This window comes from Dehalococcoidia bacterium, from assembly GCA_022451965.1.
Lineage (GTDB): Bacteria > Chloroflexota > Dehalococcoidia > Lucifugimonadales > Lucifugimonadaceae > TMED-70.
In genome coordinates this window covers 12,654-30,616 of sequence record JAKUNJ010000011.1, presented here as the reverse complement: position 1 = coordinate 30,616, position 17,963 = coordinate 12,654, and the positions used below count along the sequence as shown (strand labels likewise).

15 protein-coding genes, 4 tRNA genes, 2 rRNA genes and 1 other annotated feature are annotated in these 17,963 nt (G+C 35.1%); of the genes, 1 reads left to right on the top strand and 20 read right to left on the bottom strand.

Annotated features, from left to right (window positions below; genetic code table 11):
- The 16 genes from rplJ to MK083_06345 all read right to left on the bottom strand — a co-directional run.
- Nucleotides 1-530 (bottom strand): 50S ribosomal protein L10 (gene rplJ, locus MK083_06420; GenBank protein ID MCH2674082.1); only part of this gene is annotated, 530 nt, incomplete at its 3' end.
- Nucleotides 531-534: 4 nt separating this feature from the next.
- Nucleotides 535-654: a sequence feature (ribosomal protein L10 leader region), on the bottom strand.
- A 9-nt stretch (nt 655-663) separates the two neighbouring features.
- A complete protein-coding gene (rplA, locus tag MK083_06415) occupies nt 664-1,374 on the bottom strand; it encodes a 50S ribosomal protein L1 (GenBank protein ID MCH2674081.1) in 711 nt (236 codons plus the stop codon).
- Nucleotides 1,375-1,378: 4 nt separating this feature from the next.
- Nucleotides 1,379-1,804 (bottom strand): 50S ribosomal protein L11, encoded by a 426-nt coding sequence (gene rplK, locus MK083_06410; protein ID MCH2674080.1) that lies wholly within the window; start codon nt 1,802-1,804, stop codon nt 1,379-1,381.
- Between the two features lie 12 nt (nt 1,805-1,816).
- Nucleotides 1,817-2,386, bottom strand: coding sequence for a transcription termination/antitermination protein NusG (gene nusG / locus MK083_06405; protein MCH2674079.1), 570 nt, complete (start codon nt 2,384-2,386; stop codon nt 1,817-1,819).
- Nucleotides 2,387-2,397: 11 nt separating this feature from the next.
- The gene (gene secE / locus MK083_06400) at nt 2,398-2,616 is read right to left on the bottom strand and encodes a preprotein translocase subunit SecE (protein MCH2674078.1); all 219 of its coding nucleotides are present in this window, start codon (nt 2,614-2,616) and stop codon (nt 2,398-2,400) included.
- Nucleotides 2,617-2,618: 2 nt separating this feature from the next.
- Nucleotides 2,619-2,783: a 50S ribosomal protein L33 gene (gene rpmG, locus MK083_06395; protein ID MCH2674077.1), complete on the bottom strand. Its 165-nt coding sequence runs from the start codon at nt 2,781-2,783 to the stop codon at nt 2,619-2,621.
- An 18-nt stretch (nt 2,784-2,801) separates the two neighbouring features.
- On the bottom strand, nt 2,802-3,998 hold the full coding sequence (tuf, locus tag MK083_06390; protein ID MCH2674076.1) for an elongation factor Tu: 1,197 nt from the start codon (nt 3,996-3,998) through the stop codon (nt 2,802-2,804).
- Between the two features lie 167 nt (nt 3,999-4,165).
- Nucleotides 4,166-4,240: transfer RNA gene (locus tag MK083_06385), tRNA-Thr, on the bottom strand.
- Between the two features lie 21 nt (nt 4,241-4,261).
- A tRNA-Tyr gene (locus tag MK083_06380) sits at nt 4,262-4,346 on the bottom strand.
- A 17-nt stretch (nt 4,347-4,363) separates the two neighbouring features.
- Nucleotides 4,364-4,440: transfer RNA gene (locus tag MK083_06375), tRNA-Thr, on the bottom strand.
- Nucleotides 4,441-4,502: 62 nt separating this feature from the next.
- Entirely contained in the window at nt 4,503-5,681 is a 1,179-nt protein-coding gene (locus MK083_06370; protein ID MCH2674075.1) for a LarC family nickel insertion protein, read from the bottom strand.
- A 56-nt stretch (nt 5,682-5,737) separates the two neighbouring features.
- The gene (locus MK083_06365; protein MCH2674074.1) at nt 5,738-8,242 is read right to left on the bottom strand and encodes an ATP-dependent Clp protease ATP-binding subunit; all 2,505 of its coding nucleotides are present in this window, start codon (nt 8,240-8,242) and stop codon (nt 5,738-5,740) included.
- A gap of 137 nt (nt 8,243-8,379) precedes the next feature.
- Nucleotides 8,380-9,618, bottom strand: a complete 1,239-nt coding sequence (locus MK083_06360; GenBank protein MCH2674073.1) for a S1 RNA-binding domain-containing protein — start codon at nt 9,616-9,618, stop codon at nt 8,380-8,382.
- A 30-nt stretch (nt 9,619-9,648) separates the two neighbouring features.
- Nucleotides 9,649-9,765, bottom strand: a 5S ribosomal RNA gene (gene rrf, locus MK083_06355).
- Between the two features lie 51 nt (nt 9,766-9,816).
- Nucleotides 9,817-9,891, bottom strand: a tRNA-Met gene (locus tag MK083_06350).
- A gap of 41 nt (nt 9,892-9,932) precedes the next feature.
- A 23S ribosomal RNA gene (locus MK083_06345) occupies nt 9,933-12,851 on the bottom strand.
- A 230-nt stretch (nt 12,852-13,081) separates the two neighbouring features.
- Between MK083_06345 and MK083_06340 the strand changes: the two genes are divergently transcribed.
- Nucleotides 13,082-14,371 (top strand): adenylosuccinate synthase, encoded by a 1,290-nt coding sequence (locus MK083_06340; protein ID MCH2674072.1) that lies wholly within the window; start codon nt 13,082-13,084, stop codon nt 14,369-14,371.
- Here MK083_06340 and MK083_06335 read toward each other — a convergent pair.
- From MK083_06335 to dapB, 4 genes are read right to left on the bottom strand one after another with little or no spacing between them, the layout of a single operon-like run.
- On the bottom strand, nt 14,366-15,256 hold the full coding sequence (locus tag MK083_06335) for a 2-phospho-L-lactate transferase CofD family protein (GenBank protein MCH2674071.1): 891 nt from the start codon (nt 15,254-15,256) through the stop codon (nt 14,366-14,368). The genes MK083_06340 and MK083_06335 overlap by 6 nt on opposite strands.
- Before the next feature lie 12 nt (nt 15,257-15,268).
- Entirely contained in the window at nt 15,269-16,156 is an 888-nt protein-coding gene (gene dapA, locus MK083_06330; GenBank protein ID MCH2674070.1) for a 4-hydroxy-tetrahydrodipicolinate synthase, read from the bottom strand.
- 9 nt (nt 16,157-16,165) lie between these two features.
- Nucleotides 16,166-17,182, bottom strand: coding sequence for an aspartate-semialdehyde dehydrogenase (locus MK083_06325; GenBank protein MCH2674069.1), 1,017 nt, complete (start codon nt 17,180-17,182; stop codon nt 16,166-16,168).
- A gap of 1 nt (nt 17,183) precedes the next feature.
- On the bottom strand, nt 17,184-17,960 hold the full coding sequence (gene dapB / locus MK083_06320; protein MCH2674068.1) for a 4-hydroxy-tetrahydrodipicolinate reductase: 777 nt from the start codon (nt 17,958-17,960) through the stop codon (nt 17,184-17,186).
- Between the last annotated feature and the right edge of the window lie 3 nt (nt 17,961-17,963).

The window sequence follows — 17,963 nt, the reverse complement described above, 5'->3', positions numbered from 1 at the left end:
TCTGCCTTTGGTTCCTCTGCCTTTTCAACATATCTTTGTAAAACTGTTGTCAAAGCTTGCACTGTACCATTCAAAACAAATACTAAGTTAGTAAGAGGACTATTCATACTACCCATAATTTTAGCTAATAGTACTTCTTTTGTAGGTAATTTTGAAAGTTTCAATAAAGTCGATTCATCCACAATTTGATTATCAATAAATCCTTTAGTTATGTTGAACTCAATTTCATTTTTTTCAGTGAAATCAAAAAGTGTTTTTGCTAATTTAGAAGGATCTTCATTTGAAAGAATAAATCCTAATGGACCATTAATTTCATCTGCAAGTAATTTTTTTTCAGTTTTTTCTGCAGCAAGTTTAGCAAGAGTATTTTTTGCTATCTTAAATTTTGCAGAAGAATCATTTAAGGCTTTTCTCAAGGAGCTTAAGTCTGAAACAGAACTTCCTTTATATTCTGCCATTATTATTGTGTCAGAATTATTAAATAGATCTGCTAGTTCTTCAACTTGTTCAATTTTCTTTTTTGTTGGCATGATTTTTCCCAAAAAAAAACCGGTTCTTTATAAGACCGGTTGAAATTAAAAAATATATACTATTTACCTCGACAGGATTTATAGCATAGCAACCTGTTGTCTTAAGTAGTTTAATTCTATCATTAAAATTTAATTAATTAACAATACTGCCTTGAAGTGTTTCTAAATCTAGGTCAATTCCTGGTCCCATAGTTGAGCAAATAGAGGCAGAATCTATAAAAGCTCCTTTGACACCCTCGGGTTTATTATTAACTATTGTTGAATATACTGATGATAGATTTTGAGCAATTTGATCTGCAGAAAAAGAACATAATCCTATTCTAGTATGTATATTAGCATCTTTATCCATTCTGATTTCTACTCTCCCTTTATTAGCTTTTTCAACTGCTTCAACTAACTTATCTTCTGTAACAACAGTTCCTGATCTTGGATTAGGCATTAGTCCTTTTCTACCAAGGTGTTTACCTAGTTTAGCTATTTTAGGCATCATTTCTGGAGTTGCTATAGCAACATCAAAGTCATCCCAACCTTCTTCGATTCTTTTAGTTATATCGTCATCTATGATGAATTCTGCTCCTGCTTCAAGAGCTTGGTTGCCTGTATCACCTTCGGCAAAAATTAATATCTTTACATTTTTACCTGTACCATTTGGTAAATCAGAGGTTTGTCTAATCTGTTGATCAGCGTGCCTAGGATCAGCATTAGTCTTTATATGAAACTCAATAGCTTCATCAAACTTTGCAGTTGCGCACTCTTTAAGTAGCTTAATAGCTTCTTCCAAATTGAATTTTTGATCTTGTATTTTAGACTTTATTTCAGCAAATCTTTTTGATGTTCTTTTCAATTTATTATTCCTTTACTATTACACCCATACTTCTAGCGCTACCTGCTAGGATTTTTACTGCAGATTCCATATCATATGCATTGAGGTCTTCCATTTTAATTTTTGCTATTTCTTCTAATTGGGCTCTAGATATTTCTCCAATCATTTCAACACCAGGTGTTGCAGAAGCACTTTTTTTATTAATTGCTTTCTTAATAAGATCTGATGCGGGAGGACTCTTTAATGTGAAACTAAAAGATCTATCTGAAAATACTTCTATCTCAACAGGGACAATCGATCCGGAAAGTTCTTTAGTTTTTTCATTATATTCTTTACAAAATTGCATAATATTGACACCGTGTTGACCTAGTGCAGGACCAACAGGAGGCGCAGGATTAGCACTTCCAGCTGGAAGTTGTAATTTTATGAGTCCAATAACTTTCTTAGCCAAAATATTATCCTTTTATGCTTTTTCTACTTGTAAGAAGTCCAATTCTAATGGAGTCTCTCGCCCAAAGAAAGAGACATGAACAGTTACTTTTCCTCTTTCTTTGTTAACAACATCAACAGTTCCCATAAATTCAGCAAAAGGTCCATCTAAAATCTTCACAGAATCTCCTTGAGCTAATCCAACAGAGACTGAAGGAGTACCACTATTCATACGATTCATTATTCTTTCAACTTCATGGGCTTCTAATGGCACTGGTTTAGGCCTTCTATCTGTTTCATCTTCAGCAGATACGAAACCAGTAACACCTGGAGTGTTTCTCACAGCAAACCATGAATCATCAGTCATAATCATTTTTACAAGTAAGTAACCTGCGTACATTTTCTTATTGACTACCTGGCGCTCACCATCTTTAATTTCTATTTTTTCTTCAGATGGAACTAATACCTCATGAATAGTTTTTGATAAATCCAAGTTCTCAACTCTTTGAGTTAGGTTTGTCATTACTTTATCTTCATGACCAGAATAGGTGTGTAAAATATACCATCTAGCCTCATCTATATTATTGTCTATTTCTTTTACCATAAAAATTTATACTAAGTATTTGATAATATTGAAAAAAATCTTGAGAAAATCATATCAAATAGTCCAAGAAAAATACCAATAATGATAGATAGAACTAGAACCATAATCGTTAATCGAGTTGCTTCTTGTCTTGAAGGCCAAGTAACTTTTCTTAGTTCTCCTATTACTTCAGAAAAAAATGAAATGGGGGCAAAACCTTTTTTGGTTATCTTAGGAGGTTGAGTAGACAAATTTATCTCTTTTCTTTAAATGTTTTTCTCTCTCTACAGGGAGGACAATATTTAGTAAGCTCTAATCTTACCTCAGTATTTCTTTTATTTTTTTCTGTATGATAACTATATTTTCCACACTCGCAATCAAGTGTTAAAACAGTACGTACAGCACTTTTCTTTGCCATGATTTTCTACCTAGTTATTTAGGAAATAGATGTAATAACACCTGATCCTACAGTTTTTCCACCTTCTCTGATAGCAAATCTTAGGTTTTCTTCAAGAGCTACAGGGTACATTAGTTCTATATCCATCTCAGTATTATCACCAGGCATAACCATTTCGGTACCTGCTTCTAAATGAGCTTCTCCAGTTACGTCAGTTGTTCTTATGTAGAACTGTGGCTTATATCCTGTGAAGAAAGGAGTATGCCTTCCACCTTCATCTTTGGTAAGAACATATACTTGAGCCTTAGCTTTCTGCTTAGGAGATATTGATCCTGGTTTAGCTAGAACAGCTCCTCTTGCAATATCTTCTCTCTCAATACCTCGAAGTAATATACCAACAGCATCACCAGGTATTCCTGACTCTAAAGTTTTATGGAACATCTCTACACCAGTAACAACAACTTTTTCTTGCTTACCAAAACCTACGATCTCAATTTCATCATTGACCTTGACTTCACCTCTTTCAACTCTACCTGTAACAACAGTTCCTCTTCCTTTAATAGAGAAGACATCCTCAACTGGCATAAGAAATGGTTGATCCACTGGTCTATCAGGTATTTCAATATAATCATCAACAGCTTGAGCCAAATCATGTATTGATTTAACCCATTTGTTTTCTTGATCTTCAGCATTTTCTAGAGCGTTAAGAGCAGAAACTCTTACAATAGGAATATCATCACCAGGAAAATCGTATTTAGATAAGAGTTCTCTAACTTCTAGTTCAACTAACTCTAATAACTCTTCGTCTTCCATTTGATCACATTTATTTAAGGCCACTACTATTCTAGGTACATTTACCTGCCTAGCAAGAAGAATATGTTCTTGTGTTTGAGGCATAGGTCCATCATCAGCTCCTACTACAAGAATAGCTCCATCCATTTGAGCTGCTCCTGTAATCATATTTTTTACATAGTCTGCGTGACCTGGACAGTCTACGTGTGCATAATGCCTTGTATCAGTTTCGTATTCTGTGTGAGAAGTTGCAATAGTTACTCCTCTTTCTTTTTCTTCTGGAGCATTATCTATTTCTTCAAAAGATTTAGCTGTCACATTTTCTTGAGCGTGTGAAAGAACAGTAGCAATAGCTGCTGTCAGGGTAGTTTTTCCATGATCAACGTGACCAATGGTACCAACATTAACGTGTGGTTTACTTCTATCAAATACTTGTTTAGACATTTCTTATCAATTCTCCATCATTTATATTTTTCTAATTTATGCATTAAATCCAAATATGATTTAATATCGCGCATTTATACATTTTATACTGTTTTTACAAATTTTTACATATATTTTGTTTTATTTTCCTAAATCAGATATAAATTGACCAATTATAAATAAAATTTTGGAGCCCACAAGAAGAATTGAACTTCCGACCTCGTTCTTACCAAGAACGCGCTCTACCACTGAGCTATGTGGGCAATTTTATAATACTCAATGAGTGGTGCAGGGGACAGGATTCGAACCTGTGAAGCATAAAGCGCCTGTTTTACAGACAGGTGGGTTTAACCACTCCCCAACCCCTGCATAAAAAATTAAGATAATGGAGCCCCAGGAGGGATTCGAACCCCCGACCTGACGATTACAAGTCGTCTGCTCTGGCCAACTGAGCTACTGAGGCAATATTTGTAATTATATCTTATGATGCAAGGTTCTTATAAAGAAAAATAGGTAATAATCAAATTATGAAAAAAATTCTTTATTTATTTCATATTCTATAAGTTTACTAATTGATAATAAGGACTTACCAGTATCTTTCGAGATTTTATTTATATCTTCAAACTCAGGTTTTACAGAATGTAATTCATTATCAATATATTTCATTTTGATATTTATTTTACCGAAAGAAGAATCAAATAGCATTATTTTCCTATTTGCTTCAAGTCTATCTATTTTAGATAACCTAACTCCTAGAGAGGAAGTTTCATCAATAATAAGGTTAGAAAATTTTTCTGTATCTTCTATATTACACAAAAGAGTCAATTTATGACCTAATCTATTTTTTTTACCATAATAAGGAGTAATCCAAGTATCGAGAGCGCCTAATGAAATACTATACTCAACAAATCTACCTAAAAGCTCAGGAGACATATCATCTATATTAGTTTCTAATAAAGCCTTAATATCTTTTGAAAGAGAATCTCTGATATCTTCATCAATTATTGTTGTAATAACATTTGGAAAATTTTCAAAAGTTTTTGAACCTGCTCCAGAACCTGTTTTAGTAGGTCTAATATCAACAGAATTCCTAAAAACGGCAAAACTTCCAATTATTGAAATACCTGTAGGTGTAATAGTTTCAATATTAGAAGAGTGATTCATATATCTCATAGGGATATTTAATTTTTCTACAATATTTTTTGTTGCCGGAGCTAGTGTATTATGGCTACCATGACTTGTTTTGATTGAGCCGGGTACTACTGGTATAGGAGAGCTAAATAATTTTTCAATTCTTAAGATATCCATTGCTATAAAAAATCCACATATATCTACTAGAGTATCGGAGGTTCCTAGTTCATGAAGATGAGGATTTTTTTCTTTATGAAATTCCTCTTCAGCATTTCTTAATAAATCGAAGCAATTTATTACATTATTCTTAATAGTTTTATTTAGATTTGAATCATTAACTACATGATAAAAATCTGACCAAGTCCACTTTTTTTGATCTTTTACTATTACATCTGTGTGTGTAGCTTCAATATTATGCCTAAAGGTTTTAGAAATAGAAAATTCAAAATCTATAAAATTTAATTTCTTTAGTTCAGAATGTAACAATTTATGATCTAGGCCTGCATCAAATAATGAAGACAACAACATATCTCCACTAAGACCACCTATAAGATTTAAGTAAGCTTTCGACATAGAAAATTAGATTCTTAGGGTACATTTTATCAAAATAAAACAATAAATTTTTTGTTCTATTTTGACTCTTTAGCTGATGTTTTTTCTATACTAGTTATTTTCCTAGATATTTTTAATTCTGAACCATCATTGGAAGAATCAATTTCAATAGTATCACCTGCACTGTATTTACCATTTAATAAATCATCCGATAGGCGATCTTCAACTTTTTCTTGAATTGTCCTTCTTAGAGGCCTGGCACCCATTTTAGGATCAAAACCCTCTTCTGCCAAATATTTCTTAGCACCAGCTGTCCAGCTAAGATTTAGACCATGTTCAATCAATCTTGAACCTACTTCTTTCATTAAAATATCTACAATTTCATATATATTTTCACTACTGAGTGGATGAAAAACAATCTTATCATCTAGTCTATTTAAGAATTCAGGTCTAAATCCATTCATTGGGTCTTCAACTTCTTTCAATACTCTTTCTTCAAAGGCATTGTGATCCATAGAGTTTGATGAAGTATCACTTGCAAAACCAAGCTTACCTTCTGAATAGATTTTCTGAGAGCCTAGATTTGAAGTCATTACAATAATGGTGTTTTTGAAATCTACTATTCTTCCTTTACCATCTGTTAGTCTTCCATCTTCAAAAACCTGAAGTAAAATATTATATATCTCTTCGTGAGCTTTCTCGATCTCATCCAATAAAATTACACAATAAGATTTCCTTCTCACTGCTTCAGTTAATTGTCCTCCATCTTCATACCCAACATAACTAGGAGGTGCACCTATTAATCTAGTTACAGAATGCCTTTCTCTATATTCAGACATATCAAATCTGACCATAGCATCTTCAGTACCAAACAAAAATTCCGAAAGTCTTTTTACTAGATGAGTTTTACCAACTCCTGTAGGACCTAAAAATAAAAAAGCACCAATTGGTCTTTTGGGATCCTTTAAACCTGTTCTGGCTCTTCTAACAGACTTAGATATAGATTCTATTGCATCATGTTGCCCTATTACATCAAGGCTTAAAACATTTTCAATATTTTTTAATCTTTCTTTGTCCTCATTATCTAGCCTTTTGAGAGGTATACCTGTCCACATTGATACTACTTCAGATATATCATCCTCAGTTACTTGTATTGCCTCTTTACTTTTAGATGATTCATATTCTTTTTCTAATTTTTCAACAACAGTTGCCTGTTCTAACTCATCGTCTCTAAATTTAGCAGCCTTTTCATATTGTTGTGAAGAAATAGCATCCTCTTTCCATCTTCTGATTTTGTCTAGTTCTTTTTTTTCATCTCTTAGCTCTTTAGGATAGAATGAATTCTTAATTCTTACTCTAGACCCAGCTTCATCAATTATATCTATTGCCTTATCAGGTAGATTTCTGTCAGTGATATACCTATCAGACAAATTAACTGCAGAGTTTATAGCATCATCTGTAATTGTCACTTGATGATATTGTTCGTACTGCTCTTTTATTCCATTAAGAATATTGATAGTTAACTCTCCATCCGGTTCTTCAATTGTTACAGGTTGGAATCTTCTTTCAAGAGCCTTATCTTTTTCAACGTACTTTCTGTAATCATCTTGTGTAGTAGCTCCTATGACTTGAATATCACCTCGAGCAAGAGCGGGTTTTAGTATGTTAGCTGCATCAACAGCACCCTCTGCTGCTCCAGCGCCTACTAATGTATGCATTTCATCTATAAAAACAACACAATTTTTACTTCTTGTGAGTTCTTTAACTATTTTTTTTAGTCTCTCTTCAAATTCACCTCTATATTTTGTACCCGCAACAAGACTACCAATATCCATTGAAACTAATCTTTTTCCCAGCAGAGTTTCAGGTACATCACCATCTTGCATAAGAATTGCTAATCTTTCTATTACAGCAGTTTTACCAACTCCTGGTTCTCCTATGAGGACTGGGTTATTCTTTCTTCTTCTGCTTAGAATTTGTACTACCCTTTCAAGTTCTGCTTCTCTCCCAACAACAGGATCAAGCTCACCTTTATCAGCTCTCTCTGTCAAATCAGTGGCTATTTCATCTAAAGTTGGAGTAGTAGAATTCTTTGTTTTTGTATTTGAACTAGGTTGAGAAGTTCCAGCGCTTGATGCAGATCTTGAAAGAACATTCTGAGTTTCTTCTCGAATGTTATCAAGAGATAAATCAAGACTTTCTAAGACATTAGATCCGATACCATCACCTTCTCTCATTAAACCTATCAACAAATGTTCAGTTCCAATGTAATGATGACCTTGTTTTCTAGCTTCATCAACAGCTAGTTCAATAACTTTCTTTGCCCTGGGAGTTAAGCCTATTTCACCAGAAGTAGGCTTATCACCTTTTCCAATTATAAATTCAACTGCAGATCTTATTTTTTGAGTATCAGCTTTAAGGTTTGTTAGTACTTTAGCTGCAACTCCTTCTGATTCTCTAATAAGTCCAAGTAATATATGCTCAGTTCCTATGTAATTATGATTAAATTGAGTAGCTTCCTCCTGTGCTAGTGATAAAACTCTTCTAGCTCTTTCTGAGAATTTTTCAAATCTACTGGCCATAGTAACCTCCTAACATATCAATTTATTAGTTAGTATAATTTTTTTCTATATTAACAATGATCAACTGATATTGAATTTTTGGCAATAGTTAAAGAGTTAATTTAGTGTTAATAAATTAGAATTATTTTTCTATAAATTTACTCTAAATTAGAAGTTTCATCTAGATTATTTGAATCAATTCCCTCAGACGTCGTTTCTTCTTGAGAGATCTCAGAGGGAGATTCTTCATTCTCTGTACTTTTAGGTTTACCAGAAGAAATAATACTTAGACCAAGTCTCTTTCTCTCAGTATCAACATTTACAATTGTTAGATTTAATTTTTGACCCACACTGACAAGTTTTTCAATTTCTTCAACAGACGTTATTTCTTCGTGTGAAATTTCTGAAACATGCAGAAGGCCTTCAACTCCATGATCTGTTCTTACAAAAGCTCCAAATGTCGTAATTTTTGTTACAGACGCATCTATTTTTTCACCTACGATTAATTGATCTTTTATGATTTCCCAAGGTTCGGGAGTAAGCCTTTTCAAACTTAGTGCTATTTTTAGATTTTCTTTGTCAATCTTAACAACGTATACATCCATTTCTGACCCAACAGTAACAACATCAGCTGGTGATGTTACTGGATCCCAAGAAAGTTCTGATATATGAATAAGTCCATCAGCGCCACCAATATCAACAAACGCACCAAAAGTAGAAACTCCAACAATTCTACCTTTCAATATATTCCCAACTTGAAGTGTTTCTATCAATTCCTTCTTTTTGATTGCTCTTTCTTGTTGTAAAACAGCTTTCTCAGAAAAAATTGCTCTGTTTCTTCTTCTATTTAATTCAAATATTTTAAAGGTAATTTTCATACCTATAAAACCATCTTTGGCGTTTTCTTTTTTAGGAACAAAGAGTTCTCTTGCAGGACCAACTAATTGTGATAGAGGTATAAAACCTTGAACATCCTCTGCCTGAACTACTGCTCCGCCTCTATTAGATCCAATAATAATACCATCAACAGGTTTATCTTCCTCTTTAGCCTTTTCTAAAACTCTCCATCCTCTCTCTCCACGAGCTTTATCAACAGACAATATTGTTGCACCGTCATCATCTTCGGGATTTATTACCAATGCTACAACTTCTGAACCAGATTCTAATTTATCATAATCTTCTTTAGAATAAGACCTCATCTCTCTTGAGGGAACAATACCTTCTGATTTGTGACCTATATTGAGTAGGAGACCTCCATCATTAATCTCCATTATTATTCCGTCAATTATTTCACCTCTCCTAAGAGGTTTTCGTGGAGGATTAGTAGATAGCAATTCCTCCATTAAATCTGTGTCAGAGGCTATATTGGCTATATTTTCTTCTATTTTATTGGTCAATTTTTTTATACCTAAATTTTTTTATATATAATCTGGCAGTGACTTATTTTCCCAAAACGTTGCCATCCAAGTATCGTCAGCGCTGTATCGTTTCACTTCCGTGTTCGGGATGGGAACGGGTGGGACCAATACGCTAAAACCACCAGAAAACTTAATTTTATCAAATACCTTTTTTATTTCATAATAAAATGATATAAATGGTCGCGGGGGCAGGATTCGAACCTACGACCTTCGGGTTATGAGCCCGACGAGCTGCCACTGCTCCACCCCGCAATAATTTTTGTTCTATCGAGACCATGAATTAAAAATTTTTAATCATCAAATCCTCGATCTATTAGTACTACTTAGCTGAACATATTACTATGCTTACACACGTAGCCTATCAACCCGGTAGTCTACCGGGGATCTTACTCTCATAAAGAGATGGGATATCTTATCTCAGGAGGGGCTTCGTACTTAGATGCTTTCAGCGCTTATCCCTAACAAACTTAGCTACTCGGCGATGCAACTGGCGTTACAACCGATACACCATTGGTTTGCTCACTCCGGTCCTCTCGTACTAGGAGCAAATTCCTTCAAATATCCTACGCGCACAGCGGATAGAGACCGAGCTGTCTCACGACGCTCTGAACCCAGCTCGCGTGCCGCTTTAACGGGCGAACAGCCCGACCCTTGGGACCTTCTTCAGCCCCAGGATGCGACGAGCCGACATCGAGGTGCCAAACCTTGCCGTCGATATGGACTCTTGGGCAAGATAAGCCTGTTATCCCCGGGGTAGCTTTTATCCGTTAAGCCACGACCCTTCCACTCGGAATCGTGGGATCACTTTGACCGACTTTCGTCCCTGCTCGACTTGTAGGTCTCGCAGTCAAGCCACCTTATGCCAATGCACTCAAAAGCTGATTTCCATCCAGCTTGAGGTGACCTTTGTACGCCTCCGTTACTCTTTGGGAGGCGACCGCCCCAGTCAAACTGCCCACCAGACACTGTTCCAAAAGGTTAGGTTCAAATCATAAAAAGGGCGGTATTTCAAGGGCGACTCCCCCCAGGCTAACGCCTGAAGTTCATAGTCTCCCGCCTATCCTACACATTTTAAAACTCGAACCAATGCCAAGTTGCAGTAAAGCTCCACGGGGTCTTTTTGTCCTGCTGCGCGTAACCGGCATCTTTACCGGTCCTGCAATTTCACCGAGTCCATCGTTGAGACAGTGTTGAAGTCGTTACGCCATTCGTGCGGGTCGGAACTTACCCGACAAGGGACTTCGCTACCTTAGGACCGTTATAGTTACGGCCGCCGTTCACCGGGGCTTCAGTCAGTAGCTTGCACCACCTTCCTTAACCTACCGGCACTGGGCAGGCGTCAGCCCATATACATCAGCTTTCGCTTTGGCATGGACCTGTGTTTTTGATAAACAGTCGCTTCAACCTATTTTATGCTACCTTTTATGCTTTTTGAGGCAAGCTCATATACATAAAAGGTCCCCCTTCTCCCTAAGTTACGGGGTCAATTTGCCGAGTTCCTTAACGATGGTTCTCTCGAAGGCCTTGGGACTTTTATCCCTGTCTACCTGTGTTGGTTTGCGGTACGGTCTTCAAAAAATCTAATCAACGAGGCTTTTCTTGGCAGTCTAGAGTCAACAGAATTCTACGAAGCTAACTTCATAGTCCTCTCACCCCTCAGATCAATCATAGAAAGTATTTTAACCCTTTCTATTCTCTTACAGGCAAAAACACACGATGTCCAATACGTATGCTCTGTTTATCTTTCTGCGTCACCCCTTTGAATCAAACAAAATTTTGAAGGTGCTGGAATATTTACCAGCTGTCCATCGACTTTTCCTTTCGGATACGCCTTAGGACCGACTAACCCTACGCCGATCAACGTTGCGTAGGAATCCTTAGACTTACGGCCTGCCGGATTCTCACCGGCATTTTTGCTACTCATGCCAACATTCTTACTTGTTAAAACTCCACCAAGCCTTACAGCTCAGCTTCAACGCTTTAACGACACTCCCCTACCGATCTAATTAAAAAATTAAATCCCGCAGTCTCGGTGATATGCTTTAGCCCCGTTTATTTTCCGTGCGGGGCCCCTTGACCAGTGGGCTATTACGCACTCTTTAAAGGATGGCTGCTTCTAAGCCAACCTCCTGGCTGTCTGGGCGACCCTACTTCGTTTAACACTTAGCATATACTTTGGGACCTTAACTTGCGATCTGGGCTGTTTCCCTTTCGACAATGGAGCTTATCCCCCACAGTCTCACTGCTATGATACCCTTCATGGTATTCGGAGTTTGGTTAGGTTTGGTAAGCTTGCGCCCCCTAGTCTATCCAGTGCTCTACCTCCATGAAGTATTTACATAACGCTGTACCTAAATACATTTCGGGGAGAACCAGCTATCTCCGTGTTCGTTTGGCATTTTACCTCTACCCACAGCTCATCCCAGCACTTTGCAGCGTACACGGGTTCGGTCCTTCACGAGATTTTACTCTCGCTTCAACCTGGCCATAGGTAGCTCACACGGTTTCGGGTCTACTTGACACGACTAAATCGCCCTATTCAGACTTGCTTTCGCTTCGACTTCATAGCTTAACTATTTAATCTTGCCATATCAAGTAACTCGTTGGCTCATTCTTCAATAGGCACGCTGTCACTCATATAAATACGAGCTCCAACGGTTTGTAGGTTTACGGTTTCAGTTCTATTTCACTCCCCTCACGGGGTTCTTTTCACCTTTCCCTCACGGTACTAGTTCACTATCGGTCGTCAAAAGTATTTAGCCTTGGAGGGTGGTCCCCCCAGATTCCGACAAGATTTCACGTGTCCCGTCGTACTCAGGAACACTTAAAGAGAAGACATTTTTTCGTTTACGGGACTTTCACCCTCTATGGTTAGATTTTCCAATCTATTCTACTAAAATGACTCTTTGTAACTCTTATAAAAAGTGCCCTACAACCCCGCACAGGATAAATCCCACACGGTTTGGGCTATTCCCATTTCGCTCGCCGCTACTTAGGGAATCTCGTTTGATTTATTTTCCTCAGGATACTTAGATGTTTCAGTTCTCCTGCTTACCTACCTTAAAAAGGTTGATCATATGATCAGGTTTTCCCATTCGGGTATCCCCGGCTAAGCTTGCTAGTCAGCAAACCGAGGCTTATCGCAGACTTGCTACGCCCTTCTTCGGCTTTTGACGCCAAGGCATCCCCCATAAACCCATAATAATTTGAACCTTAAAAATCGTTAATTCAATGGTCTCGATAAAACAAAAATTATTAACTTTTAAATGTACTAATCCAAAAACAAACAAAAAGAGTTTTTTTTTGGTCAGAATTTCATTATCTCTTTTATATGCTCTATAAGTCAATAGATTATTTAAATTTTTTGTAGATTCAAATATTCTCAAACACTGATATAATCTCATTGTCCTAAAAAATATATTAATTATTTTAAAGATTTTTAATGCTCGGGGGAACAATGATTATAACTATAGTTGGTGGCCAATGGGGTGATGAAGGCAAAGGTAAAATTATTGATCATATAGCTGAAAAGGCTGATGTTATTGCTAGATACTCAGGTGGAAATAATGCAGGTCATACTATTGAAAATAAACTAGGTAAATTTGCCTTACATCTTGTACCTTGTGGTGTTGGGTGGGATGGTACAAAAAACTTGATTGGTTCTGGGACAGTAATTGACCCTGATGTCTTAATTAAAGAATTAGAATTAATAAATAAAAATAATCTTCCTGGCGAAATATTTATAAGTGAAAAGGCACATGTAATTATGCCATATCACATAAAGCTTGATCAAGCTGAAGAAGAATATAGAGGGAATGAAGCTGTTGGGACAACTCGAAGAGGTATTGGACCAGCTTACTCAGATAAGATTTCAAGAAATGGGATAAGGATAGGTGATCTTAAAAATATAGAAAATTTACAATCTAAAATCTCTAAAAATCTAAATATTAAAAACAAGATTTTGAAAGAAATTTATGGCAAAGATGAAATTTCTGAGGAATATATACTTAAAAAAATTGTAGAGTGGAATCAAAAGTTATCAAAATATATTGCTAACACAGAACAAATTCTTTACGAAAATATTGATAAAAATAAATTCATTCTTTTTGAAGGAGCTCAAGGTGCACTTCTAGACATAGATCATGGTACTTATCCATTCGTTACATCTTCTAATTCAATATCTGGTGGCTCCTTAACGGGTTTGGGAATAGGAGCTAAAAATATAGATAATGTTTTGGGTGTATTTAAGGCTTTTACAACAAGAGTTGGAGAGGGACCTTTTCCAACTGAAATATTTGGTAATGATGCAGAAACAATCAGAGAAATTGCTGGTGAATTTGGAACAACCACAGGAAGACCAAGAAGAATTGGTTGGTTTGATGCAGTGGCTGCTAAATATTCGGTTCAAATTAATGGATTAGATGGAATGGTAATAACTAAATTAGATATTCTTGATAAATTTGAAAAAATTAAAATTTGTACACACTATGAATATGAAGGAGAAGTTCTTTCATATTTTCCAACGGATGAAAAGATTCTTAATAATATAAAGCCAATCTACAAAGAATTTGAAGGTTGGGATGAATCAACTTTTGATGTTAGTTCATACGAGGCATTGAATTCTAAAGCAAAAGCTTTTCTCAAAAATCTTGAAGAAATAGTTGGTATACCAATAGTATATATTTCTACAGGGCCAAGCAGAGAAGCTACTATCCCTATAAAAGAATCATAAAATTGTCCTAAAAAAGGCTTCTGATTTTAACAAATCATGCTTTCCAATTTCTGAACTTTGAAGATCCTTATATACAAATTTTACTTCAGGAAATTCTTTTGAAAATTTTATATCTAAGTCACTTGGAGAGTCATGAATAATTTTTTTAGGTAAAAAACCCTTCATTTTATTTCTAAAAAACTTTATCTGATCAAATAAAGTTTTCTGAGTTAAATTACAATTTGCAAACCAAATAGAATTATTTCTTAAGTTTGAAATTTTTTCAATGTAGCCCTTCGGTAATATAGATGCAATAAGGCTAGTATAAAAATCTCCTGGAGAAAAAATGATCATACTCGAAGTAGATAAACTCTTTAAGGCCTTTTTATTCGCAGGAACATCTCTTTTCTTAAGTCTGATATCAATAATTTTATTATTCTTATCAACAAAATTATTGATATTAACTTCTCCAGATATAGTTATTTCATTTGATTCAATTGTTAAATCACTTGGAATTTCTGATGAAGCGTAAACTAATTGTTTTATCTGAAAAATCTCTCTGTAATTATCAATGGCATCCTGAATAGACATATTTTGCTTTATGCAGGAGAGTAAAATTAAGTTTCCAATAGTATGAGGTTCAAAGGATTTTGAATCAAACCTATATTCTAAAAGATTATGAATTTGGTCTGATACACAACTTGATAAAACTTTTCTAATATCTCCAATAGCAGGGATATCATATAAATCTCTTAGTTTTCCAGAGGATCCACCATTATCAAAAGTAGATACAATTGAAACAAAATTTTGATTTTCTTTTTTTGCTTTATTTGCTGATTTTAGAATTCTTGATAAACCTGTGCCTCCACCAAAAAAAACTACCACCTTTTTACTATCTAGGATCATATTTCTTGAAAATTAAGAAATGTCCATATCATACTGATCCATAACAGGATCAAATTTATCAGTAAAATCTTTTGGAGCTTCAACCATAGGCAATCTAGGAGGACCCATCTTAAATCCAGATCTGTTCAAAGCATGCCTTATTGGAATTGGGTTGGTAACCCAAAATAAGGCATTGAAAAATAATAATAATCTTTTATGCTCTTTTGCAGCAAGCTCAGTTTGCCCATCAAGGATAAACCCCATCAACTTCTTAACTTGATTCCCAATTATATTTGAAGCTACGCTAACAACTCCATATCCACCTGTAGACATAATTGAAAACGTCTCATTATCATTTCCACTCCAAACTTTAAAATTTTCAGGGGAATCAGAAATAATATTAGTTATCTGATCAGGATCTGAGGATGCTTCCTTAACTCCTACAATATTGTCTATTTTTGCCAACTTTAAAGTAGTGTCTGCATCCATATTTAGGGAGGTTCGACTAGGAACATTATATAATAGACCAGGAATAGAAACAGAATTAGCGATCTTAGCAAAATGTTGATATAAACCTTCTTGGGTAGGTTTATTGTAAGCAGGGACAGTTAGAAGTATCGCATCAACTCCTAGTTTTTCAGCTTTCTTTGATAAATCTACAGATGCATTAGTGTTATTATCTGTAGTTCCTGCTATTACTGTAGCACTGTCGCCAACTGCCTCTTTAACTGACTTAAACAATTCAAGTTTTTCATCCTCATTCATTGAAGGAGATTCACCAGTAGTTCCTCCGATAAGTAATCCATCAGAACCAGTCTTAACTAAAGCTAATGCAAATTCTTTAGCCCTTTCAAAATCAACATCACCATTATCAGTAAATGGTGTAACCATAGCTGTAATAAGTCTTCCCAAATCTTTCATAATTTACCCCTAATTGATCTTAATTAAGTCTCTTTTTATCATTGATTCAAGAATTTGTAGAGCGTTCAAGGCTGCCCCTTTTAATAAATTATCGCAACTTAACCATAAATTGATTTCTCTACTATTATTTGGACTTTTTCTAATTCTTCCTACAAAAACTTCTTCTTTACCTTCACTGTAAAGTGGCATAGGATAAGGCAAATCAGTACTATGATCCAATATCTTTATTCCCGAATAATTGCTTAGACAAGAATTTATATCCTCAAGACTTAAGTCCCTATCAATAGAAATACATAGAGATTCAGAATGTCCAATTTTGACTGGTACTCTGACACATGTTGGGATTATTTCAAGAGATGGATCGTGCAATATTTTCTTTGATTCATTAATCATTTTATGCTCTTCTTTTGTAAAACCATCTTCTAAAAAATCATCAACATGAGGGAAAACATTACCAGCAATTTTAAAGTCATAAACTTTCGTTGCTGTATTTCCTGATAATTGATTTTTTAGTTCATTGACAGCTTCTTTACCTGTACCAGATACTGCTTGATAAGTTGAAACTATAACTTTATTTACTTTACAAATTTTATTTAATGCATCAATAGCCATAACCATCGGTGTAGTTGTACAATTGGGTATAGAAATAATTCCTTTGTGAAAATCTAAATCTTTCTCATTAATTTCTGGCACAACAAGAGGGACCTCAGGTTTCATTCGAAATGCTGATCCATCATCTATTACTATCCCGCCATTACTAACTATTATTGGTGCAAGATTTTCGCTAACTTCACTACTTACAGATATTAATGCAACATCAATTTTTTTAAGATTATCTTCATGAGTTTCAAGAATTTGAATTTTATCATTACTATAGTCAACTAATTTCCCTGTAGACCTTTCAGATGCAAAAAGCGATATCTTGTCTTTGGGATGATTATTTTTTTCTAAAAGTTTCAGGGCTTCTACGCCTACAGCTCCAGTAGCTCCAACAATTCCTATATTTATTTCGCTTAAATTAGTCAATTTAGATCCCCATTATTTTATCTAAACCAATTAAAAAATCTTTATGGCTTAAAATTTCTTTAACCCCTAAAATAACACCTGGCATAAATGAATTTCTATCTATGGAATCGTGAATCATTGTAAAAGTTTGACCTAATCCTCCAAAGACTAATTCATGCCTAGCAACTCTTCCTGGCATTCTAGCCGAATGAATCTGAACCCCCTGAAGGTCTCCACCTCTTGTATTTTTTATAGTTTGTTTTTCTGCAATATTTTGTTTATATTTTTGATCTTTTTTTGAAGATGCTGCTTCTGCTATTGAAATAGCTGTTCCCGATGGAGCATCTATCTTGTTTTCATGGTGGCTTTCAATTAAGTCGGCATAATCAAAATATTTACCAGCAATACTTGCTAATTCCATCATTAGAACTGCTCCAATAGCAAAATTTGAAGCACTAAGAACTCCTATATTATTTTCCGAACATAGTTTTTTTATTTTTTTATAGTCCTCATCTAATAATCCTGTTGAACCACTAACTATTCTTATTCCTTTAGGTATTGCTAGTTCACATAGGTTCAAAAAACTTTCACGGTTAGTAAAATCAACTATAACATCTGGTTTTATCTCAGATAAAAATTTCGATAAATCATTATATATAGGTTTAGAATTTAGAGTATTATCATTATTTGAATTTATATCTAAAGATTCAATAAGCTCTGTTTTTGAATCAGCTAAAACTGCTTGGCACACAGTCAAACCCATTCTTCCTAATGCTCCATTTACACTTACTTTAATCATATG

What these genes read in the sequence shown, in the direction of transcription:
- nusG (MCH2674079.1), bottom strand. Translation starts at nt 2,386, where the DNA reads ATGGTAAAAGAAATAGACAATAATATAGATGAGGCTAGATGGTATATT.
- rpmG (MCH2674077.1), bottom strand. Translation starts at nt 2,783, where the DNA reads ATGGCAAAGAAAAGTGCTGTACGTACTGTTTTAACACTTGATTGCGAG.
- tuf (MCH2674076.1), bottom strand. Translation starts at nt 3,998, where the DNA reads ATGTCTAAACAAGTATTTGATAGAAGTAAACCACACGTTAATGTTGGT.
- MK083_06370 (MCH2674075.1), bottom strand. Translation starts at nt 5,681, where the DNA reads ATGTCGAAAGCTTACTTAAATCTTATAGGTGGTCTTAGTGGAGATATG.
- MK083_06365 (MCH2674074.1), bottom strand. Translation starts at nt 8,242, where the DNA reads ATGGCCAGTAGATTTGAAAAATTCTCAGAAAGAGCTAGAAGAGTTTTA.
- MK083_06340 (MCH2674072.1), top strand. Translation starts at nt 13,082, where the DNA reads ATGCTCGGGGGAACAATGATTATAACTATAGTTGGTGGCCAATGGGGT.
- MK083_06335 (MCH2674071.1), bottom strand. Translation starts at nt 15,256, where the DNA reads ATGATCCTAGATAGTAAAAAGGTGGTAGTTTTTTTTGGTGGAGGCACA.
- dapA (MCH2674070.1), bottom strand. Translation starts at nt 16,156, where the DNA reads ATGAAAGATTTGGGAAGACTTATTACAGCTATGGTTACACCATTTACT.
- dapB (MCH2674068.1), bottom strand. Translation starts at nt 17,960, where the DNA reads ATGATTAAAGTAAGTGTAAATGGAGCATTAGGAAGAATGGGTTTGACT.